Source organism: Sphingobium yanoikuyae, assembly GCF_013001025.1.
GTDB lineage: Bacteria > Pseudomonadota > Alphaproteobacteria > Sphingomonadales > Sphingomonadaceae > Sphingobium > Sphingobium yanoikuyae_A.
This window is the reverse complement of record NZ_CP053021.1, coordinates 77,868-99,850: the sequence shown is the minus strand read 5'-3', so window position 1 is coordinate 99,850 and position 21,983 is coordinate 77,868. Positions and strand designations below refer to the sequence as shown.

General features: G+C 65.0%; 21 protein-coding genes. 8 read left to right on the top strand and 13 right to left on the bottom strand.

Annotated elements, in window-relative coordinates:
* Nucleotides 1-3 precede the first annotated feature (3 nt).
* Entirely contained in the window at nt 4-420 is a 417-nt protein-coding gene (locus tag HH800_RS00525; protein ID WP_048938366.1) for a GtrA family protein, read from the top strand.
* 18 nt (nt 421-438) lie between these two features.
* Here HH800_RS00525 and HH800_RS00520 read toward each other — a convergent pair whose 3' ends face one another.
* Nucleotides 439-1,335 carry an AraC family transcriptional regulator gene (locus HH800_RS00520; RefSeq protein WP_097385482.1) on the bottom strand — a complete coding sequence of 299 codons (897 nt, stop codon included), beginning with the start codon at nt 1,333-1,335 and terminating at the stop codon, nt 439-441.
* Between the two features lie 189 nt (nt 1,336-1,524).
* Here HH800_RS00520 and HH800_RS00515 point away from each other — a divergent pair, with 189 nt between their 5' ends.
* Nucleotides 1,525-2,256, top strand: a complete 732-nt coding sequence (locus HH800_RS00515) for an SDR family oxidoreductase (protein ID WP_169859821.1) — start codon at nt 1,525-1,527, stop codon at nt 2,254-2,256.
* A 215-nt stretch (nt 2,257-2,471) separates the two neighbouring features.
* On the opposite strand, the gene HH800_RS00510 is transcribed toward HH800_RS00515, so the two are convergent.
* Genes HH800_RS00510 through HH800_RS00500 form a run of 3 tightly spaced genes read right to left on the bottom strand, consistent with a single transcriptional unit; the run spans nt 2,472 to nt 4,916 of the window.
* Nucleotides 2,472-3,275 (bottom strand): LytR/AlgR family response regulator transcription factor, encoded by an 804-nt coding sequence (locus tag HH800_RS00510; RefSeq protein WP_004210477.1) that lies wholly within the window; start codon nt 3,273-3,275, stop codon nt 2,472-2,474.
* A complete protein-coding gene (locus HH800_RS00505) occupies nt 3,272-4,378 on the bottom strand; it encodes a sensor histidine kinase (RefSeq protein WP_004210476.1) in 1,107 nt (368 codons plus the stop codon). Before HH800_RS00505 ends, HH800_RS00510 begins: the two co-directional genes overlap by 4 nt.
* Before the next feature lie 55 nt (nt 4,379-4,433).
* Entirely contained in the window at nt 4,434-4,916 is a 483-nt protein-coding gene (locus HH800_RS00500; RefSeq protein ID WP_010336740.1) for a winged helix-turn-helix transcriptional regulator, read from the bottom strand.
* A 121-nt stretch (nt 4,917-5,037) separates the two neighbouring features.
* Here HH800_RS00500 and HH800_RS00495 point away from each other — a divergent pair, with 121 nt between their 5' ends.
* Entirely contained in the window at nt 5,038-7,143 is a 2,106-nt protein-coding gene (locus tag HH800_RS00495; protein ID WP_169859819.1) for a RelA/SpoT family protein, read from the top strand.
* A 67-nt stretch (nt 7,144-7,210) separates the two neighbouring features.
* On the opposite strand, the gene HH800_RS00490 is transcribed toward HH800_RS00495, so the two are convergent.
* Entirely contained in the window at nt 7,211-7,600 is a 390-nt protein-coding gene (locus HH800_RS00490; protein ID WP_169859817.1) for a hypothetical protein, read from the bottom strand.
* Between the two features lie 373 nt (nt 7,601-7,973).
* Here HH800_RS00490 and rplJ point away from each other — a divergent pair, with 373 nt between their 5' ends.
* From rplJ to HH800_RS00475, 3 genes are all read left to right on the top strand, one after another.
* Complete coding sequence (rplJ, locus tag HH800_RS00485; RefSeq protein ID WP_169859815.1) at nt 7,974-8,489, top strand: 50S ribosomal protein L10; 516 nt, start codon at nt 7,974-7,976, stop codon at nt 8,487-8,489.
* A 72-nt stretch (nt 8,490-8,561) separates the two neighbouring features.
* Nucleotides 8,562-8,936: a 50S ribosomal protein L7/L12 gene (gene rplL, locus HH800_RS00480; RefSeq protein WP_004210471.1), complete on the top strand. Its 375-nt coding sequence runs from the start codon at nt 8,562-8,564 to the stop codon at nt 8,934-8,936.
* Between the two features lie 169 nt (nt 8,937-9,105).
* A complete protein-coding gene (locus tag HH800_RS00475; protein ID WP_169859813.1) occupies nt 9,106-10,527 on the top strand; it encodes a carboxylesterase/lipase family protein in 1,422 nt (473 codons plus the stop codon).
* Between the two features lie 15 nt (nt 10,528-10,542).
* Here the strand turns inward: HH800_RS00475 and HH800_RS00470 are convergent, their stop codons facing one another.
* Nucleotides 10,543-11,982, bottom strand: coding sequence for a porin (locus HH800_RS00470; protein WP_169859811.1), 1,440 nt, complete (start codon nt 11,980-11,982; stop codon nt 10,543-10,545).
* Between the two features lie 143 nt (nt 11,983-12,125).
* Between HH800_RS00470 and HH800_RS00465 the strand changes: the two genes are divergently transcribed.
* Together HH800_RS00465 and HH800_RS00460 are read left to right on the top strand one after the other, a co-directional pair.
* Nucleotides 12,126-13,628, top strand: a complete 1,503-nt coding sequence (locus HH800_RS00465; protein WP_125997154.1) for an ABC transporter substrate-binding protein — start codon at nt 12,126-12,128, stop codon at nt 13,626-13,628.
* Nucleotides 13,629-13,693: 65 nt separating this feature from the next.
* Nucleotides 13,694-14,116 carry a DUF4112 domain-containing protein gene (locus HH800_RS00460; RefSeq protein WP_010336734.1) on the top strand — a complete coding sequence of 141 codons (423 nt, stop codon included), beginning with the start codon at nt 13,694-13,696 and terminating at the stop codon, nt 14,114-14,116.
* 20 nt (nt 14,117-14,136) lie between these two features.
* Here the strand turns inward: HH800_RS00460 and HH800_RS00455 are convergent, their stop codons facing one another.
* The 7 genes from HH800_RS00455 to HH800_RS00425 are packed head-to-tail and all read right to left on the bottom strand — an operon-like array spanning nt 14,137 to nt 21,881.
* Nucleotides 14,137-14,844, bottom strand: coding sequence for a ribonuclease T2 family protein (locus HH800_RS00455; RefSeq protein WP_169859810.1), 708 nt, complete (start codon nt 14,842-14,844; stop codon nt 14,137-14,139).
* Nucleotides 14,837-15,691, bottom strand: a complete 855-nt coding sequence (gene nadC / locus HH800_RS00450; protein WP_169859808.1) for a carboxylating nicotinate-nucleotide diphosphorylase — start codon at nt 15,689-15,691, stop codon at nt 14,837-14,839. Before nadC ends, HH800_RS00455 begins: the two co-directional genes overlap by 8 nt.
* Nucleotides 15,688-17,814 (bottom strand): prolyl oligopeptidase family serine peptidase, encoded by a 2,127-nt coding sequence (locus HH800_RS00445; protein ID WP_169859806.1) that lies wholly within the window; start codon nt 17,812-17,814, stop codon nt 15,688-15,690. Before HH800_RS00445 ends, nadC begins: the two co-directional genes overlap by 4 nt.
* Before the next feature lie 32 nt (nt 17,815-17,846).
* On the bottom strand, nt 17,847-19,262 hold the full coding sequence (gene cls, locus HH800_RS00440) for a cardiolipin synthase (protein ID WP_169859804.1): 1,416 nt from the start codon (nt 19,260-19,262) through the stop codon (nt 17,847-17,849).
* A 24-nt stretch (nt 19,263-19,286) separates the two neighbouring features.
* On the bottom strand, nt 19,287-20,273 hold the full coding sequence (gene nadA, locus HH800_RS00435) for a quinolinate synthase NadA (RefSeq protein WP_169859802.1): 987 nt from the start codon (nt 20,271-20,273) through the stop codon (nt 19,287-19,289).
* Between the two features lie 31 nt (nt 20,274-20,304).
* On the bottom strand, nt 20,305-21,018 hold the full coding sequence (locus tag HH800_RS00430; protein ID WP_169859800.1) for a DUF4230 domain-containing protein: 714 nt from the start codon (nt 21,016-21,018) through the stop codon (nt 20,305-20,307).
* On the bottom strand, nt 21,003-21,881 hold the full coding sequence (locus tag HH800_RS00425; protein ID WP_169859799.1) for an MBL fold metallo-hydrolase: 879 nt from the start codon (nt 21,879-21,881) through the stop codon (nt 21,003-21,005). The genes HH800_RS00430 and HH800_RS00425 overlap by 16 nt, the downstream gene beginning before the upstream one ends.
* Between the last annotated feature and the right edge of the window lie 102 nt (nt 21,882-21,983).

Here is a 21,983-nt window from a genome sequence, read left to right as displayed (position 1 = left end):
TCCATGAAAATCATCGACCGACTGTCGCCGGCCCATCAGGCCCTGTTCTGGCAGATATTGCGCTATGGCATCAGCGGCCTGTTCATCACCGCCTGCCAGGCGGCGATCTATTGGACGCTGGCGGCACCAGTCGGCCTCCACCCGCAGGTCGCCAACGGCATCGGCTATCTGTGCGCGGTGGCGATCGGCTATGTGCTGCACAATGCCTTCACCTTCCGCGGCCATGGCAGCCAATCGGGCCATGCCGCGCGCGGCTTCCGCTTCGTCGCCGTCTCGCTGATCAGCTATGCGCTCAACGCCCTGTGGGTCTATCTGTGCGTCACCCATATGCGCTGGCCCGAATGGTCGCCGATCCCGGCGATGATCTTCCTCACCCCCGCCGTGGTGTTCGGCCTCAACCGGCAATGGGTGTTCCGCTAAGGGAAATCCCCCGATTCCTCAGATCGCCAGCGCCCGGTTCGGCATGGCGCGCAACCGGCCGACGTCGCGCTGCGGTGGCGCGCCGAACAGGCGGCGATATTCGCGGCTGAACTGGGACGGGCTGTCATAGCCGACCTGATAGCCGGCCTCGGCCGCATCGATCCGCTGTGCCAGCATCATCTGCCGTGCCTGCTGGAGCCGCAGCTGCTTTTGATATTGCAGCGGCGTCATCGCCGTCGCGCGGCGAAAATGATCGTGGAAGCTCGACAGGCTCATGCCGGCAAGATCGGCCAGCACCGGGCCGCTGAACGGTTCGCGATAATGGGCCTTGAGCCAGCGGATCGCGCGCGCAATCTGGCCGGTGCGGCTGTCGCCACTGGCAATCGCACGCAGCAACCCGCCGCTCGGTCCCATCATCAACCGCAGCAGCAATTCCCGCTCGACCAATGGCGCCAGCAGGGCGGCACTGTCCGGCTGGCCGAGCAGGCCGGTGAGCCGGCTCGCCGCGTCCAGCAGTTCGGGCGTGATCGGATGGAGCGAGAGCGCCCGCCCCTCCTCCACCGCCGCAGCAGCAGCCGGCAGAGCCAGCGCGATGTCGGACAGCATCGCCGGGTCGAGATAGAGGCAGAAGCAGAGATAGGGGCTGTCCGCATCCGCCTGCGTCACCGTGCCGGTGATCGGCAGGTCGAGCGAAGCGACCAGATAGCTGGCCGGCCCATAGGCTATGACCGCGTCGCCCATCATCACCTGCTTGGCACCCTGCGCGATGATGCAGAGCGCCGGGCGCTGGAGCATATGCACCGGTTCGCCCGGCTGCGACCAGCGCACCAGCGTCAGGCGCGGGATCAGCGTGTCGCATATGCCGTCCGCGTCCATATGGCGGGCGATCTTCTCGCCCAGATGTTCATGACTCACCCACACCGCCTTCCAGGAATTTCAGGCAATCTAGATAGTCCATAAGCCCGCCAACCACCACGCCCGATCATTCATTCGGAATATCGTGCAATCATGGCGCAGGACCATTCTACCGCTCCGGGGGCAATCGGGCGCATTCCTGCTCCATCGGATCGGATGTCGATCCGCCCCAAGGATGGAGCTTCAATCATGGCTATCGAGAACAAGGTCATCGCGATCACCGGCGCCAGCAGCGGCATTGGCGAGGGCACGGCGCGGCTGCTGGCGGCGCGCGGCGCGAAGCTGATGCTGGGCGCCCGCCGCACCGACCGGCTGGCCGCGCTTGCCGACGAACTGAACGCTGCCGGCGGCACGGTCGCCTTCCGCGCGCTCGACGTCACCGACCGCGCCGATGTCGAGGCGTTCATTGCCGCGACGCAGGCCGAATTTGGCCGCATCGACGTGCTGGTCAGCAATGCCGGGCTGATGCCGCTGTCGCGCTTCGACAGCTTGAAGGTCGAGGAATGGGACCGGATGATCGACGTCAACATCCGCGGCGTGCTGCACGGCATCGCCGCCGCCCTGCCCCGCTTCAAGGCCCAGGGCAGCGGCCATTTCGTCAATATCGCGTCGATCGGCGGCTATCGCGTCTGGCCGACCTGCGGCGTCTATTCGGCGACCAAATATGCGGTGCGCGCCATTTCCGACGGGCTGCGGATGGAGCATGACGATATCCGCGTCACCATTGTGTCGCCCGGCGTGGTCGAATCCGAACTGGCCAGTACCATCACCGAAGCGGGCGCCGCCGCCGCGATGGAGGATTTCCGCGCCATCGCCCTGACGCCCGACGCGATCGCCCGCGCCATCGCCTATGCGGTGGAACAGCCCGACGATGTCGATGTGAATGAATTGATCGTCCGTCCAGTGCGGACGATGGATTGAGGAAGATAGCATTTGAGAAATGGTGGTACCAGCCCGCTCCCCCGCCCAACCACCCGATCCACTGTCATCCTGTCGGGTGGTTGGGCGGGGGAGCGGGCTGGTACCGTACCGAAAAATCGCTCTTTCGCGATTTTTCCAAACAGACTCCGGGATCGGTTCAGGCATCCCGCACCAAACGGCCGGCCGCCCCTGCACGGGCGGCCGGCGCCGTTTCGTCAGTGGACGAAACGCGCGACGACGTCGCGGTAGGAACGGCTGACCTTCACCTGGGCGCCGGATTCCAGCACCAGGAAGCATTCGCCGTTGGTATGGGGCTTCACCTGACGCACCTGGCTCAGGTTGACGATGGTCGAGCGATGGACGCGCTGGAAATTGCGCGGGTCGAGCCGCTTTTCCAGATCCTTCATCGTCTCGCGCAGGATCAGCGAGTTGTCGGCGGTATAGATGCACATATAGTCGCCCGCCGCGTCGATCCGCTCGATCGAATCCACGTCGACGCGGAAAATCTGCCCGCGATCCTTGATGTTGATCAGCTTTTCGAAGCGGTTCGACGCCGGCGCATCCTCGTCGCCATTGGCAAAGTCGTGCATCGCGTCGGGCGCCACTTCGGCCAGCACCTCACGCAGCTTTTCGGCTTCCTGAACCTGCTTCTTCTCGGACAGGCGCAGCCGCACCCGGTCGAGCGCATCGGCCAGGCGGCCTTCGTCCACCGGCTTCATCAGATAATCGACCGCCTGTGCCTCGAAGGCGCGGATCGCATGGTCGCTATAGGCGGTAACGAAGATGAACAACGGTGGTTCGACCTCCATCATCCCCTGGACGACGGAGAAGCCGTCGAAGCCGGGCATCTGGATATCGAGGAACACAAGGTCGGGTTTATGCGTCTTGATGGCACGGATGGCTTCGCGGCCATTGGTGCAGGTCTCGATGATTTCGACATCCTCATGCGCTTGCAGACGGAGCTTAAGGCCTTGGATAGCCAGGCTTTCGTCGTCGACGAGGATTGTTCTGATGGTCATGCGGCCACTTTCGATGTTTCATCCATGTTAAGCGGAATTTCGATGATGACCGAAAATCCGCTTTGCGTGGAACGCGTTTCGAACCGCTGTCGTTCCCCGAAGGCCTGAATTAACCGGTCCCGGATGTTCGGCAGGCCGACGCCCGTCCCCTCGCTGACCGGAATGTGTGGCTTCATTGCGCCATCGTTCAATCCCGGCCCGCTGTCCGACACGACGATCCGGACATTTTCACCGGCGGGTTGCGCCGAGACCGAGATTTCCGCCCCTTCCTCCTTGGGCGTGACCGCATATTTGATCGCATTTTCCACCAGCGGCTGCAGCAGCAGCGACGGCAGGCGTGCATGGGCTACCGAGGGATGGACGTCGAAGGACGGGCGCAGCCGGTCCTCGAAGCGCATCTTCTCGATCTCCAGATAGAGTTTCAGAGTCTCGATCTCCTGCTCGATCGTCACCTGCGCGGTCGGCTCGTTGATCAGCGTGTAGCGCAGGAAGGAGGACAGCCGCGACAGCATCGCATTGGCGCGCGTCGTTTCCTTGAGCAGCACCAGGGTCGAGATGGAATTGAGCGTGTTGAACAGGAAATGCGGATTGAGCTGGTAGCGCAGCATGGCGAGCTGCGCGCTCGACGCCTGATTCTCCAGATGCAGCAACTGGTCCGCCTGCTCCTCCACCGTCAGGTAGAAGTTGATCGCATAATAGAGCGCCGACCAGGCGCCCAGCAGCGTCATCGACAGATAGAAGGCGCCCAGAAACAGCTGCAACCCGGCGGTTTCGCTGCCCTTGTTCTGGGTCGAAAAGACCCAGGCGTCGATGAAGGCGACCATCGCAGCGGCGGCGACCACGGTGACGATCGACGCGCCCCAGGTCAGGATCGGCCGCTGTTTTTGCAGGAAGCGGAAGGCGACCGCGATCAGCAAGGTCGCCGAATAGCCGGTGACGGTGGAGATCAGCACCGGGATCAGGCTGGACAGCGGCTGACCATTGGCGATGGTGGACGACCCGCGCAGCAGGAAGGCCCCGGCCCAGCCAAGCGACTGGAGGTTCCAGAAAGCGCGATTCTTGTCCGCGAAAAAGGGTTTGGGCTGCAGGGGATGGACTGACATTGCCGACAGCCTAGGCGATTTCAGCGCCATGGTGAAGCCGCCCCGTCGTCCGGTATCAGGCCGCCGCAGCCGGCTCTTGCGCCATCGGGGTCACTTCGTCGCGGCACAGCCAGACCAGATCGCTCAGGTCCAGCGTGCGGCCGTCATGCGCCTGGATCGCGATCGCGCGGATCGGCAGGCCATCACGCTTGTCCGCCAGCACTTGGCAGAAGGGCGGCGCGCTGCCCCATTTCTCGCCCCACTGGCGCAGCGCAATCATCGCCGGGGCCAGTTCCTGCCCCTTTTCGGTCAGCCGATATTCGACCTTGCGCCGGTCGCACTGCATCGGCTGGCGCAGCATGATGCCATTTTCGACGAGCCGCGCGAGGCGGTTGGCCAGGATGTTGCGGGCGATGCCCAGCGTCGACTGGAACTCCTCGAAATGGCGAATGCCCGACAGGGCGCCGCGCAGGATCAGGAAGGACCAGCGCTCACCCATCGCCTCCAGCGCGGCGGGAAGGGCGCATTGTTCAAGGTCCTGGGCAAGATTATGTTTCATGATGTCGATCTAATAGCGCAAAGCGGCAACCGTTGCAAAAGTTGCACAAAGGCAACCCAAATCACACAGATCGGGATTTTTTTGTTGCGCTGCAAGGCGCTTCCCACACAATCGGGAAACGATGCTACGTCAATATGAACTTGTCGAACGGGTAAAGCGCTACGATCCGGATGCGGATGAAGCGATGATCAACCGCGCTTATGTCTTCTCCGTCCAGAAGCATGGCAGCCAGAAGCGCGCCAGCGGTGACCCCTATTTCAGCCATCCGATCGAGGTCGCGGGTATCCTGACCGACTTCTATCTGGACGACCAGACGATCGTGACCGCGCTGCTGCATGACACGATCGAGGATACGCTGGTCACCTATGACGAGATCGAGGAGGCGTTCGGCAAGGATGTCGCCCGCATGGTCGACGGCGTGACCAAGCTCTCCAAGATCGAGGCCATGTCCGAAAATGAGCGGGCGGCCGAGAATCTGCGCAAGTTCCTGCTCGCCATGTCGGACGATATCCGCGTGCTGCTGGTGAAGCTGGCCGACCGGCTGCACAATATGCGCACGCTGCACTTCATCAAGAATGAGCAGAAGCGCCGTCGCATCGCCAAGGAGACGATGGACATCTATGCCCCGCTGGCGGAGCGGATCGGCATGTATGACTTCATGCGCGAGATGCAGCTTCTCTCGTTCCGCGTGCTGGAACCCGAAGCCTATGACAGCATCACCAAGCGGCTGGAGCAATTGAAGGAAGGCGGCCATGACAAGGTCGACCGGATCGGCGCCGAACTGCAATTGCTGCTGGGCGGCCATAATCTGTCCGTCACCGTGTCGGGCCGCGAAAAGCATCCCTATTCCATCTGGAAGAAGATGCAGGAACGGCACATCAGCTTCGAACAGCTGACCGACGTCATGGCCTTCCGCGTCATCACCGAGACGACCGAGGATTGCTATCGCGCGCTCGGCGTCATCCACCAGACCTTCAAGATGGTGCCGGGCCGGTTCAAGGATTATATCTCCACCCCCAAGCGCAACGGCTACCGCTCGCTGCACACCACGGTCATCCATCAGGAAAATGCTCGTATCGAGGTGCAGATCCGCAGCCGCGACATGCATAATGACGCCGAACTTGGCCTTGCGGCGCACTGGGCCTACAAGCAGAAGGGCGACGCCACCGACCAGAATGCGGCCTGGCTGCGCGACCTGGTCGAGATCCTGGAACAGAGCCAGGATGCCGACGAGCTGCTCGAACATACCCGCATGGCGATGTACCAGGATCGCATCTTCGCCTTCTCGCCCAAGGGGGAGCTGCACCAGCTGCCCAAGGGGTCGACTCCGGTCGATTTCGCCTATGCCGTCCACACCTCGCTCGGCAACCAGACCGTCGGGGCGAAGGTGAATGGCCGGGTGGTGCCGCTGCGCACCTCTCTTGAAAATGGCGACCAGGTCGAAATCCTGAAATCAGCCGGCCAGGAACCCCAGCCCGGCTGGCTCAGCTTTGCCATCACCGGCAAGGCGCGCGCCGCCATCCGCCGCTTCATCCGCCAGAAGCAGCGCGGCGAGGAAGTGGCGCTGGGCGAAAAACTCTATGAGGAAATCATCGGCCGCTTCTCGCCCGAACTGGCGAGCGAGCTGGGCGACAAGGCGCTCAATGCCGCGCTCAAGCGGCTGAAGCTGGAGGATCGCGCCTCGCTGATGGTGGCGATCGCCACCCATCGCCTGCTCGATTCCGAAGTGATGGAGGCGCTGATCCCCGGCTCCACCAGCGGCGAGGAACTGGTGGAAGCCCATCCGCGCCAGCATGCCCCGGTCTCGATCCGCGGCCTGACGCCGGGCATCGCCTACAAGCTGAGCGAATGCTGCCACCCGGTTCCGGGCGACCGCATCGTCGGCATCCGCCGCACCGGCGAGCCGATCGAGGTCCACACCATCGACTGCCGCACGCTGGAGGCGGGGCAGGACGACGACTGGGTCGACCTCAGCTGGGACAGCAAGTCCAAGGGTGGCACCGCCCGGCTGCAGGTCATCGTCAAGAACCAGCCCGGCGCGCTCGCCGCCGTCGCCAATGTGTTCGGCGCGACCAAGGCGAACATCCTCAACCTGCAACTGGTCAATCGCGAAGGCCCCTTCCACACCGACATCATCGACCTGGAAGTGGCAGACGCCCAGCATCTGAGCCGCATCGTCTCGGCGCTCCGTGCCCTCGATACGGTGGTGCAGGCGGACCGGGTCTAGGACAGAAGAGGCGGTGGGGGACAGCGTCCTCCACCGCCAATCGCCGCATTATGCCGGGATCGATACGCTACAATATGTAGCATTGGCGGAATTCACACCAAAAGCTCTCGGCCAATTCCCGCTCATGCGACAAAATCCGCTGCTCGCGGCTCATAGCAAAATAGCTGGGCGGAACTTGCTCCGCCGACCAATTACGTTCGGACAGCCGCTCTGCCGCAGCACGCAATTCAGCAGGACAGGCATATCCCAGCGCGTTGACCTCACGATCATCAAGCGGACGCCAGTTCTTCACCTTGCGAACGACCGGTGCCATGCAATCATGCCAGGCAATTATAGCGACAAGCGATGCCCGCTCATCCGGCGGCATGTCCGACAAATCCTCGGGTTCGGTATAGCCAGCGCTGCCCAACATCGTGCAGCAGAATGCGCTAAGCGCCACATTTACCCAAAAATGCATGACTTGGTCATGCTATAGCGCGTCCAACGAAGGCACAATGCCGTTGCGCAATCGCAACCGTTCCTCGCTCCAGATTCCGCGTGACAGCATGGCCCAAAATCTGTAAGGGCGCCCCAGCAGACCCGTGGCTCACGCCATTGGTCTTCCGTCCGAGACAGTTGGTGAAGGAAATTTGCCCTTCTTAATCTCCAGCCTAGACGGGGAAAAGTTCTTTACCGGACGGGCCATGCGCCCGATTCGGGTCTGCCTGATTTCCTTTTCGAGGATATGGGCCAGTCGACCTCTCCCCTTCGGACTTAACTGCCCCATGGCTTGCCATGGGTTTTAGCCGTTCGCGTGGCGCAAGCGACGCGGACATGAAGTGGAGAATGGCATGGATCGTAATCAGAAATCTGAGGTCGTCTCCGCGCTGAACGCTCAGCTGGCAGAAGTTGGCGTGGTCGTCGTGACCCGCAACCTCGGCATGACCGTCGCTCAGTCGACCGTCCTGCGCCAGAAGATGCGCGACGCCGGTGCGTCCTACAAGGTTACGAAGAACCGCCTCGTCAAGATCGCCCTCGAAGGCACCGACTATACCGGCATCAGCGAACTGCTGACCGGCCCCGTCGGCCTCGCCTCGTCGGTCGATCCGGTTGCAGCCGCCAAGGTTGCAGTCGATTTCGCGAAGACCAACGACAAGCTTGAGATCGTTGGCGGCGCGATGGGCGAAGTGCTGCTCGATGCGGAGGGCGTCAAGGCCCTGGCATCGATGCCGTCGCTGGATGAACTGCGTGCGAAGCTGGTCGGCCTTCTGGTCGCCCCGGCTACCAAGCTCGCAACCGTCACCCAGGCACCGGCTGCGCAGCTTGCGCGCGTCTTCAACGCCTATGCGGAGAAGGAAGCGGCCTGAGCCGCCCCTCATCCTCATTAACTTTTGAACCTCATTTGTTCGGGGCAATCGCCCCTTAGAAGGAATTGAAAAATGGCAGACATCAACGCTCTGGTCGATCAGCTCTCGGCCCTCACCGTCCTCGAAGCCGCTGAGCTGTCGAAGGCTCTGGAAGAAAAGTGGGGCGTTTCGGCCGCCGCTGCTGTCGCTGTGGCCGCTCCGGCTGCTGGCGGCGCCGCTCCGGCTGCTGAAGAGCAGACCGAATTCGACGTGATCCTGACCGGCGACGGTGGCAAGAAGATCAACGTCATCAAGGAAGTCCGCGCCATCACCGGCCTGGGCCTGACCGAAGCCAAGGCTCTGGTCGAAGGCGCCCCGAAGGCTGTCAAGGAAGGCGCCAGCAAGGACGAAGCTGAAAAGCTGAAGAAGCAGCTGGAAGAAGCCGGCGCGACCGTCGAGCTGAAGTAAGCTGTTGCGGCCTTGCTTCGGCAAGGCCCGGCTTTCCGGTTGCAACCGGAGAAATTTGGGGTGGTGCCTTCGGGCGCCGCCCCTTTTTCTTTGTCCGATCAAGCGGATTGATTTCCGCGCCATATTTGCCTCTATTCCCGCCCACAGAATGGAATGGAGGATGCAGGCGATGCGGCGGACCACTATCATCGGGCTGGGCGCCCTGTTGCTCGGCACCAGCGCCCTTGGCACAGCCCCGCTCGCCGCCCGTTCCCCCACGCCCCAGCCACAGATGGTCCAGACCGAGGCGGGAATCGTCCATGGCGCGCTCGATGCCGGGGTGGAAAGCTGGAAGGGCATTCCCTTCGCTGCGCCGCCGGTCGGCGACCTGCGCTGGCGCATGCCCCAGCCCTCGGCCCGCTGGCAGGGCGTGCGCGAAGCCACCGCCTATCGCAACGACTGCATGCAGCTCCCCTTCCCCAGCGACGCCGCGCCGCTCGGCACCCCGCCGGCCGAGGACTGCCTCTACGCCAATGTCTGGAAGCCCACCGGCGCCACCGCCAAGCTGCCGGTCCTCTTCTGGATCTATGGCGGCGGCTTCGTGAATGGCGGCTCCTCCCCGCCAACCTATGCAGGCGCTGCGCTGGCGAAGCAGGGGCTGATGGTGGTCAGCTTCAACTATCGGCTCGGCCGTTTCGGCACCTTCGCCCACCCCGCCCTTGCCGCCGCCAACGAGGACAAGGGCCTCACCGGCAATTACGGCCTGATGGATCAGGTCGCGGCGTTGCAATGGGTGAAGCGCAACATCGCCCGCTTCGGCGGCGATCCCGCCAACATCACCATCATCGGCGAAAGCGCGGGCGGCATGTCGGTCCACGCGCTGCTGACCTCGCCTTTGTCGCAGGGCCTGTTCCAGCGCGCGGTCATCATGTCGGGCGGCGACGGCCAAATGATGGGGCCAAAGGACGGCAGCGCCGCGACGATCGGCGAAGCCTTCGCCGCGACCAAGGGGATCAAGGGCAGCGACGCCGCCGCGCTCAAGGGGCTGCGCGCCCTCCCCGCCGATCAGGTGATCGACGGCCTCAACCTGGAAGGCATGTTCAAGGGCCAGCTTGGCCCCTACAGCCCGCCCTTCCCCGACGGGAAGATCGCGGTCAATCCCGCCGCAGCCTATGCGGCCGGCAATTTCGCCCATGTGCCGGTGATGGTCGGCGCGACCAGCGCCGATATTGGCGGCCCGACCGGCTTCATGGTCGGCGGTGCCCGCACCGTCGCCGCCACGCTCGCCGCGGCGAAGCTGCCGGTCTACGCCTATCGCTTCGACTATGTCGCAACCTCGGTGGGCAAGCCCGGTGCGGGCCATGCCACCGACATCCCCTATTTCTTCGACACCCAGGCGATCAAATATGGCGCCGCGACCACGCCGCGCGACAATGAGATGGGCCGCACCATCAGCGCCTATATCGTCAATTTCGCGCGCAGCGGCGATCCGAACGGCACCGGCCTTGCCGCCTGGCCGCGCTATGACGCGAGCAAGGATCGGATCATGCTCTTCAACCCTGACGGCAAGGCCGCAGCGCAGAAGGATCCGCTACCGCCGGTCACGCCCTGACAGGGGCATGGCCGGTCAGTAGTTCCACTGCACCTGCGTGCGGATCAGATTGCCTTCCGCCCGGCCGGTGCGGCGTTCGTCGGCTTCGGCGCGCTTCATCCGGGCATAGGCGAAGGTGAATTCCAGCGCCTTCCACGGCTGCCATTCCACACCCAGTTCGAATTCGTCGGTTTCCAGCCGCGGCGCGTTGGTGCCGGCCTTCCATCCGCCGCGATAATGCTGCCAGCGGGCATAGGGCATCAGCGCGCCGATCGTCTCGGTCGGCAGGCGATACATCATCTGGACATAGCCGCCGCTCAGATTCTTGGTCTCGATCGACTGGCTGGCGAGGTCATATTCCGGCCCCTTGCCCCAATTCCATTCGGCCTGGATGCCGAAGGGCTGGGGATAGAGAATGGCGTGCAGGCCGACGCGATCATCGTCATAGGCGATCGTGCTGACGCCGCCGCTACGCAGTTCGGGCTGCACATCGTTCATCATCGCCGATCCGCCGATTTCCAGCACCTGGCCCTCAAAGGCGCCACCCAGCCCGTCCAGTTCGAACGGCCAGGTCGCGAACGCCACCTTCATCAGCCCGCGATTCTGCTCGGTCCGGTTGGTGCCCTGCCCGTTGAAGACGCCCAGGCCAAAGGCGCCATAATTGCCGAACAGCTTCTGCCCGTCATGCCCCAGCCGGTCCCAGATCTGCTGCACCGACGACGGGGTATAATAAGTGACAATGCCCAGATCGCGCTCGCTGGGCACCGCGCTGTTGATCGCGTCGCTGCGGTCCAGCGTCAGTCGGTTGGACGAGGACTGCATATTCTCCCAGCCGAACGGCACTTTCGACTGACCGAAGCGCACACGCCAATTCTTGTCCTTGTCGAGGAAGACATCGGCATAGGCATCGCGCAGCTGGACGAAGCCCTCGCGCCGCTCGCTGCCCGCCTGGTTGTTCACCGCCGACGCGAAATCGGACTGGAGATAGAGCGACACCCGGTCCGACACATCGCCCTGCAGCACCAACCGCGCCCGGCGCAGCGAAAAGCCGCCGCGATCCGAAATCGAACTGTCATGAGGAGAACGCAAACGGGACTGGCCGGCCGGCGCCGTATCGTCGCCCGACAGGAAGCCATTATAGCGCATCTGGGTATAGCCGCGCAGCGACAGCTTCTCGTACCAGGCCTTGGACTTGGGCGCCTCCGCCGACACTGGGACGGCCGCCGACGCGGCCGGTGCAGCGGCAAGGGCGACGGGCGCAGCAGGCGCCGGAGCGGCGTCCACCGCGGGCGCTGGCGCGGCCGCCACCGGCGGCGCGCTCTTGTTGGCGGCCAGTGCGGCGGTCAGCGCCTGCACCTGCGCCTTGAGTTCGTCGATCTGGCGCTGCAAGGCCGCATTATCCTGCGCCTGTGCCGGCGCGGAGATCATCAGCGTCGCCAGCGCGGTGCCGGCGGCCAGTCGCAATCGGAGCGTCATTCCTGTCCATTCCCCTGTTTCGGGGACGCCAGTATGAATCTTATGTTACATTGCAGCGTCTTTCAGATGTCGGTTTTGTGACATTAGCAAAAGCGCCGATCGCGGTTGGCGGCGGCGCCCCGTCCGGCTAAGCCCGTTCCTGCATGTTCGCCGTCTCGCCTCGCCTGCGTCGCCTGTCGCGCCGCGCCGCCCTGATCGCCGGGGCCAGCCTCGCGCTCGGCAGCTGCTCCGACGAAGGCAGCGGCCCGGTGGTGGTCAGCGTCATCGGCAGCCGCACCGAACTTGCCAAGCCCTTGCAGAACCTGCCCAATCCGGCGGCCAAGCTGATCCTGGAGGCGACCGCCCAGGGGCTGGTCGCCTTCGATGCCGGCGGCGACATATTGCCGGCCCTCGCCCAGCGCTGGGTCGTGGAGGATGACGGGCGCAGCTATATTTTCCGCCTGCGCCGCGCCTTTTGGGCCAATGGCGCCCGCGTCACCGCGCCCGATGTCGCCCGCATGCTGATGGCGCGGATCGAAATGCTGCGCCAGCTCGACCCCGACGGGCCCCTCGACGCGGTGCAGGCGGTCGTGCCGATGACCGGCGAGGTGATCGAGATTCGCATGGCCGCCGCCCGCCCCTATGTGCTGCAGATGCTGGCCCAACCGCAAATGGCGGTGCTGTCGCGCGACGGCGGCACCGGCCCCTATCGCAGCGTCTGGCGCAGCGGCGCGGCGATGCTCGCCCCGGTCGATCGCCTCAGCGGCGACGATGCCGACAGCGATGAAGAGGAAGCCGGCGTCCCCGCCTGGCAGACCCGCGTGCTGCGCGCCGAGCGCGCGTCCCTCGCCATCATCCGCTTCCGCGAGAAACAGTCGGCGCTGGTGCTGGGCGGCCGCTATGCCGACCTGCCCCTGCTGGTGCCCGCCGGCATCGATCGCGACGCGGTGCGGATGGACCCGGTGCAGGGGCTGCTGGGCCTTGCCGTCACCGGCAAGGGCGATCTGCTTGACGATGACGGCGTGCGCGCCGCAATCAACATGGCGGTCGATCGCAACCAGCTGCTCCAGATGTTCCCGCTGGGCGGCTGGGCGATCAGCGAGCAGTTGCTGCCCGGCCAGCTCGACCTGCCGGTGGCGCCGCCCACGCCCGCCTGGGTCGGGCAGGCGATGGATGATCGCCGCGCACAGGGCCGCGCCATCATCGACCGCTGGCGTGGCACCCATGGCGATCCGCCGCCGCTGCGCATCGCCCTGCCCGCCGGCCCCGGCTCGACCCTGTTGTTCGGCCTGTTGGCGCGCGATCTGGGCGCCATCGGCCTTGCCGCAGAGCGGGTCGATCTGGCCGACAAGGCGGACCTGTCCCTGATCGACGAGGTCGCCGCCTATGACAGCGCGCTCTGGTATCTCGGCCGCATCGGCTGTGCCCGCAAGATTCACTGCAGCCCGGAGGGCGAAGCCGCGCTGCAGGCCGCCAGCCTCGCCAGCACGGCGGAGGAGCGCGCCGCCCGCGTCGCCCAGGCGGTGGGCCTGATTCAGGGCCATGATGGCTATATCCCGCTCGGCGCACCGATCCGCTGGTCTCTGGTGTCAAAACGGCTCAGCGGCTTTCTGCCCTCGCCGCGTGGCCGCCACCCATTGAACCATCTCTTCCGCAGCACCAATTAAGGGTCTGCGCCCTTTTTGCCGCGCCGGACGTTATCCGGCAGCACGGGGCTTTGGAGAGTGATGGAATGCCCGTTTCGGCCAAGCAGTTCGATGACCTTGTTCGTGACATGCCCGGTTTCGGCCGCGACCCCGCCTCGATCCGTCGCCGGATCGAGATGATGGAGGCCGTGCTGGAGGGACTGTTCGTCATCCCCGGCACGAAGCGCCGGGTCGGCATGGACAGCCTGATCGGTCTCGTCCCCGTCGTCGGCGACATCGCGACCGCCGCCATGGGCGCCTGGATCGTGTGGGAAGCCCGCAATCTCGGTCTGTCGAAATGGCAGCTCACCCGCATGGCCGCCAATGTCGGCGTCGACACGCTGGTCGGCGCCATTCCCTTTGCCGGCGACATCTTCGACTTTCTCTACAAGTCGAACACGAAGAATCTGCGCATCATCCGCAAGCATCTCGATCGCCACCATCCCTCGACAGTGACGATCGACGGCTGATCGGCGACGGCTGACCCAGATCAGCCTCTCGGCTCGATCCGCAGCTGCGCCCGGTCGCGCACGCCACCCTGCTGCGGCGGGCAGGCCATGTAACGAAATTTGCGGTCCATGCAGATCCACACTTCGCTCAGCGCGCCGTCGCGGTTGACGTTCAGGCGGATGCCATCGGCGACCATGCCCTTGTTCTCCGCCGCGAACGCCTTGGCGAAATCCTGCGCCGACAGGGTCGGCCGCGCGGCCAGCGCCGCCATGTCGGGATAGCGCAGCGCCTGATAGAGCTTGCGCGACAGAGCAAAGAATTTGGTCGGCGTGGTCGGCATGCAGGTGCCATGCTTGACCCATTCATGCTGAATCAGTTGCACCGAAGGCGTCGAACAGAGATGCTCGCTGATCACCTTGCGCGGCAACGGCGCGGCCGGTTTGCAATATTGCGGCCATTCCTTGCCATAGCCATCGGGCCACAGGCCATGCAGGGTGAAACCGAAATCATTGCCCGACCCGCACTGGAAGGCATCGCGGGCGCCGCCCCGCGACGTCTTGCAATATTGCGGGCTCCAACTGACGGCCAGCGTGTAATAGCCGATCGGCAGCACCCGCTTGGGCTCGTCGGCGCTCGGCCCCTCCACCTGCGGGCGGGCGATGATCTCGGGCAGGCGGCACTGATTGGCCTGGGCGTGGGCGATGCCGGGCAGCAGCAGGGCGATCAGGGGCAGCAGATATTTACGCATGGGAAAAATCCAGTCCGATGTCGGCGGCAGGGGCAGATTGGGTGAGGCGACCGACGCTGATATAGCTGACGCCGGTCTCCGCCTTGGCGCGGATCGTCTCCAGCGTGACGCCGCCCGATGCTTCGGTCGGCACCCGTCCGCCGACCAGGGTGACGGCGCCGCGCAGCGTGGCTGCATCCATATTGTCGAGCAGCAAATGGGTGGCGCCAGCGGCCAGCGCCGGCTCGATCTGGTCGACCCGGTCGACCTCTACGATGATATTCGCGATGCCGGCGGCAACCGCACGGCGCGCCGCTTCCTCGACCGACCCGGCGACCGCGACATGATTGTCCTTGATCATCGCCGCATCCCACAGGCCCATGCGATGATTGGTCGCGCCGCCCATGCGGGTGGCATATTTCTCCAGCCGGCGCAGGCCGGGGATCGTCTTGCGCGTATCCAGCAAGGTCGCGCCCGTGCCCAGGATCGCATCGACATAGGCGCGCGTCATGGTGGCGATGCCGGTCAGATGCTGCACCGTGTTGAGCGCCGACCGCTCGGCCGTCAGCAGCGCGCGCGCCTTGCCCCGGATGCGCATGATGTCGGTCCCCGCCGCCACCCGGTCGCCATCCTGATGCAGCAGCGCGATCTCGACATCGGGATCGAGCGCGCGGAAGAAGGCAACCGCGATCGGCAGGCCGGCGAGCGTCACCGCGTCGCGGCTGTCCATCACGCCGTCGAAGATCGCATCGGCCGGGATCACCGCCTCGCTGGTGACGTCGCGGCCGTCCGGCCCCAGATCCTCCGCCAGCGTCGAAGCGACAAAGGCGTCAAGGTCGAACCCTTCCAGCGTGAAAGCCGCGCTCACTTTTTCTTCTCCACCAGTTCGCGAGTCAGAAAGGCGTGCAGCAGCGCCGCGCGCACCGCATCCTCGGCATGGTCGGCGCCGACCGAATGGCCGCCCTCGCGATATTCATGATAATAGACCGTGCCGCCGGTCGCCTTCAGCTTCGCCGCCATCTTGCGCGCATGGCCCGGATGCACCCGGTCATCCTTGGTCGACAGGTAGAAGAAGGCGGGCGGATAGTGCACCCCGGTCTTCACATTCTGATAGGGCGACCATTTGGACATGAACGCCCAGTCCGACGGCACATCGGGATCGCCATATTCCGCCACCCACGACGCGCCAGCCGACAGGTGCGAATAGCGCTTCATATCCTCCAGCGGCGATCCCGCGATCACCGCGCCATAGAGGTCGGGCCGCTGCGTCATCGCCGCGCCCACCAGCACGCCGCCGTTGGAGCGGCCGGAAATGCCGATATCGCCCTTGGTCGACACGCCGGTCTTGACCAGATCCTCGGCCACCGCCGCCAGATCGTCGAACGCATTCTGGCGCTTCTCGCGCAGCGCATCCTGATGCCAGGCCGGGCCATATTCGCCGCCGCCCCGGATATTGGCGAGGACATAGGCATTGCCATCCTCGACCCAGAACAGCCCCAGCGGCCCGGCACGATAGGGTTCGGTGGTGAGGTAGGTCGGCGTCTGCGCCGCGCGGAACCCGCCATAGGCATGGATGAACGCCGGGACCGGCCCCGTCACGCCCTTCTTGCGCGCCAGGAAATAGGGCACTTTCGTCCCGTCCTTCGACGTGGCGAAGCGCTGCTCCACTACGAACTGGCTGGCGTCGAAGCGCGCGGGCAGTTGCTGGATCGTTTGCGCGGCTCCCTGCGCCCCTGCCACCATCAGGCTGGGCGGGGTCAGCATTCCCTCGACCGAAGCGAAGACCCGGTCGCCCTTGTCGTCGGTGCCGACCAGATGGACCGTCGCCTTGTCGGCCAGCGGCACCGAACGGCTGGTCCAGCGGCCGGTGGCGGCGTCGCGGGTCATCGCCAGCAGCACACCCGAGACATTGTCGAGCTGCTTCACCCACAGGATATTGTCGGTGGTGCGCACTTCTTCGACCACGGTGGTCGCGGTCGGCTTCAGCACGACCTGCGGCGCGCCCGCCTTGCCCGCCGCCACATCGGCGATCGGCCAGGACACCAGCGATCCGGTCGGAATATCACCCAGCGGTTTGTTCAGCAGCACGATCATCTGCCCGCCGATCAGGCCGCGAAAATCGGCCGTGTCGGGCACCGGCGTGCGGATCAGCTCGCCGTTCGCGCCCTCGATATAGAGGTCGTTGGTGTAGAAGGTCAGCGCCCGGTCGATGAAGACCCAGCGCTTGGTCCCATCCTGCTCGACGCGCGGCCGCACCGAAATGTCGCTGTCCACGCCTTCCTTGACCAAGGTCGCCGACGACAGCGGCGTGCCCCGCTTCCAGCGCTTGACGATGCGCGGATAACCCGACGCGGTCAGCGATCCCGCGCCATAGTCGGTGCCGACCAGCAGCGTGTCCTTGTCCGCCCAGGCGACGTCGCTCTTGGCTTCGGGCAGGGTGAAGCCGCCCTCGACGAACTTGCCGGTGGCGAGGTCATATTCGCGCACCACATCGGCATCGGTGCCGCCCGCGCTCAGCGAGATCAGGCAGCGACTATAATCGGGCGCCAGGCAATCGGCGCCATGCCAGACCCAGCTCTTGCCCTCCGCCTTGCCCAGCGCATCGACGTCGATGATCGTCGTCCAGTTGGGCTTGCCCGCCAGATAGGATGCCAGGTCGCTCGACCGCCACAGGCCGCGCGGATTCTTGGCGTCGCGCCACAAATTGGTGACGCGATCGCCCATCACCTTGTCGGGCACCGCAATCTGGCTTTCATCGTCCAGGATCGCGCGCGCGCGCGCCCGGTCCGCCTCGAACCGCGGGCTGGCCCGCAACAGCTTTTCCGTCTCGCCATTCCACTGCTCGACCTGCGCGATCGCCTTAGCGCCCTCGATATCCTCCAACCAGAGATAGGGATCGTCACCCGTGGCGGGCGCGGCGGCGATCAGGGCAGGAGCGGAAGCGATGGCGATCGCCATCAGGGCGGAACGGAGCGTCAGCTTATGTCTCATGGCCCGATGCGATAGGCGATGATGCGGGGCCGTTACAACAGCGAGCCGACCATCCGCGCGACATTTTCCGCAACCTTGCGATAGAGCGGCCGCGCCCGCCATGTTTCGCGGTCCAGCGTCTCCGCCCGCGCCATGAAACGACGCTGCACCAGCTCCACCGCCGCCACCGTTTCCGCGTCATAGATGAGCAGGCTCGCCTCCTCGTTCAGCTCGAAACTGCGCATGTCGACATTGGAGGAGCCGACCACCGCCAGCCGACCGTCGATGCTGACCGTCTTGGCATGGACGAATTCCGGCCGATGGGCGTGGATGCCGATGCCCGCCGCCATCAGCTCGGCATAATAGGAGGCCTGCGCCGCATGGACCAGCCACTGGTCGACCGGCTTGGACACGATCAGGTCGACCTTCACCCCGCGCACCACCGCCGTGCGCATCGCATCGACCAGATCATCGTCGGGAATGAAATAGGGCGTCACCAGCATCACATGGCTGCGCGCCTGGTGCAACTGCCACACCAGCAGCGTCTTGAACCCTTCCAGCGGATAGTTGGACCCGCTCGGCAGCAATTGCGTCACCGCGTCGCCGGCCGGCTCGGGAATGACCACCGGCCCCTCGGGCAACTGGTGCGTCTCCATATACCAGTCGGCGCGCACCAGCGCCTCCAGCTCCGCCACCACCGGCCCGGCCACCCGCGCCACCAGTTCCTGGTTGACGATGCCGGGCTTGAAGTCGCGCGCGACGATATTCTGCGATCCGACATGGCCGATCACCCCGTCGATCACGAACAGCTTGCGATGGTTGCGCATGTCGCGCCTTGTTCGCCCGCGGATCCAGCGGAACGGCAGCGCAGCGCACAACTCGACGCCCGCCGCGGTCAGCATCGCTTCCATCCCCTTGCGCCAGGGCCGCGATCCGACCGGATCATACATCACCTGCACGGTGACGCCGCGCTTCACCGCCGCGCCCAGCGCATCGGCCACCCGCCGTCCCACCGCATCATCGGCAAAGATATAGACCAGGATGCGCACGCTGTGCCGCGCGGCGTTAATGTCGGCCACCAGCCGGTCGATCGCCACGATATAGTCGAAGATCAGATCGACCCGGTTGCCGCCGGTCGCCGGCATCTTGCCCAGCTTTGCGGCCAGGTCGATGATCGGCGCACGATCAGGATCGGGTGACGGCGCATGGGGCAGCAGCCGCGCCGCAATGCCGCCGAACCAGGGATCAAGCTCGCCGAACCGGTCGCGCCGCCATTCGGGGAAACGCGGGCTGCCGATGATCCAGAACAGGATCAGCCCCGGCACCGGCAGGAAGAAGATCAGCAGCAGCCATGCCCGCGTCGCCGCCGGCGTCCGGCGAAAGGGCACAGCGATCAGCGCGCCGATGCGGATCGCCCATTCGAGGATATAATAGAAAAGGCCGAAGTCGCTGTCGGGGAGGTTGACCATGTGACCGACCTCCCCCGTCTATCCTCAGCGTGCGCCCAGATCGCCCTGGCCGACCGTGCCGCTGGCCATTTCCAGCATCCGGTCCAGGCTCTTCTTGGCGGCGACGCGCAGTGTCTCGTCCATCTCGATGCGCGGGCTCAGGTCGCGCAGCGACAGATAGAGCTTCTCCATCGTGTTGAGCGCCATATAGGGACAGATATTGCAGTTGCAGTTGCCGTCCGCGCCCGGCGCGCCGATGAAATTCTTGGCCGGCACCGCCTTCTGCATCTGGTGGATGATATGCGGTTCGGTGGCGACAATCAGCGTGTCGCCCGGCATCGTCTTGGCAAAGTCCAGGATGCCGCTGGTCGACCCGACATAATCGGCATGGTCGACGATATAGGGCGGGCATTCCGGGTGCGCGGCGACCGGCGCGTCGGGATGCTGCGCCTTCAGCTTCAGCAATTCGGTCTCGCTGAACGCCTCATGCACGATGCACACGCCCGGCCACAGCAGCATGTCGCGGCCCAGCTTGCGCTTGAGATAGCCGCCCAGATGCTTGTCGGGGCCGAAGATGATCTTCTGCTCCTTGGGGATCTGCGCCAGGATCTTCTCGGCCGACGACGATGTCACGATGATGTCGGACAGCGCCTTCACCTCGGCCGAACAGTTGATGTAGCTCAGCGCAATATGATCGGGATGCGCCTCGCGGAACGCCTTGAACTGGGCGGGCGGGCAGCTGTCTTCCAGGCTGCAGCCGGCGTCCATGTCGGGCAGCACGACGATCTTCTGCGGCGACAATATCTTCGCCGTTTCGGCCATGAAGCGCACGCCACAGAAAGCGATGACATCGGCGTCGGTCTCGGCCGCCTTGCGCGACAGTTCCAGGCTGTCACCGACGAAATCGGACAGATCCTGAATCTCGGGCGACTGGTAATAATGGCCCAGGATGACGGCGTTGCGCTCCTTGCGCAGGCGGTCGATTTCCGCGCGCAGGTCCGTCCCCTGCGGAATATCGGTGAAAGCGTTCATACCCTGTGACTCCTCGGTCTTACCGGGCGCCCTAGCGGGCCTGTCTCCGGTTTGCCAGTACCTCGTTAACCGGCGTGGTCACGTCCCAGCGATCGCGATTGGGTCGTTCCGCCGGAAAAGTGACGATCACCCGCGCATCGCCCTGCCCGGCCGCCGTCAGCGGCGCGGCCATCAGCTTCACCAGCGCAGCCCGGCCATATTCGCGCGCCTGCGCCATCCGCTCGGGCGACCCGGCCGATTTGGCGGCCCGCGCCTGCGCGTAAGCAGATGTGCGACGGCTCAGTTCCTCACCCGCCTCGCGCGTCACGAACAGGCCGCTGGTCCGCACTAGAGTGCGCTGGCTCTCGTCCACATTGGGCTTGCCGACGGTGACATCGGGCGCATTGACAATCAGGGTGCGGCGCTCCGCATCCCATTCCAGGTCATCCGCGCCGATCGCGCCGACATTGACGAAATAATCGACCGAAAAGGGCATCTTCACCACCTGGTCGGACTTCAGCCAGCCAAAGCCGCGCACGTCGCGCGCGCTGCTCTGGATCGTGCCGCTGAGTTCCGAAACCTTCAGGCTGCTGGTGCCGGCGATCTTTTCGGCAATGACCTTGGTCACCGCCGTCCCATCATCCTCGACGCTCACCACATAGTCGCGATTATAGCGCTGCCAGCCGACCAGCATCGCCCCGCCGACGATCAGGATCAGCAGCGCGACCGCGACCGGCCCGGCATAGCGCTTCAGCGCATCTGCCATCGCCCATCCTCCAGCGGCGCGGCCATGCCCCGGCCATTCAGGTCGATCAGATGCGCCAGCACCGATCGCCCGGCCGCCCCGTAAAGGCGCGGGTCCACGCCCTTGTACATTTCCGCCACCATGTCGGGGATGGCGCTGTCGCCATTGCGCTCCAGGAAGCGCATGATCTGCCCCTCGCGCTGCTTGCGATGGCCCATCATGCCGCGCACCAGCCGCTGCGGATTGTCGATCGGCTCGCCATGGGCCGGATAATAGACGATATCGTCCCGACCCAGCAGCAACTGCATCGACCGCATATAGGCGGTCATGTCGCCATCGGGCGGGGAAATGACGCTGGTCGACCAGCCCATCACATGGTCGCCGGTGAACAGCGCCTTGTCCTCAGCCAAGGCAAAGCAGAGATGGTTGGACGTATGGCCCGGCGTCGCCACCGCCGCCAGCGTCCAGCCGGTGCCGGCCACCACTTCGCCATCGCCCAGCACCCGATCGGGCCGATAGTCCGCGTCGAAGGCCGCGTCCGCGCGCGGCCCATCGTCGCTCAGCGTCAGCGGCGCACAGCCGATGATCGGCGCGCCGGTCAGCGCGCTCAGCGGCCGTGCCGCCGGGCTATGGTCGCGATGGGTATGGGTGCAGAGGATCGCCACCACCGGCCGCCCGCCGATCGCAGCGATCAGCGCGTCGAGATGCGCGGCCTCGTCCGGCCCGGGATCGATCACCGCCACATCCGCACCGCCGACCAGATAGGTCTGGGTGCCGGTATAGGTGAAGGGCGACGGATTGGGCGCCAGCACGCGCGCCACCAGCGGCGACAGCGTCATCAGGATGCCGGTCGGCAAATCGGCCGGATCGAACGGGGTAGCCATGGCTCCCATGTGCCCATTTCCCGGCGGATTTCAAGGGCACGCTGCCATTCCTCCCCGAGCTTGCTCGGGGAGGGGGACCACCGCCGCAGGCGGTGGTGGAGG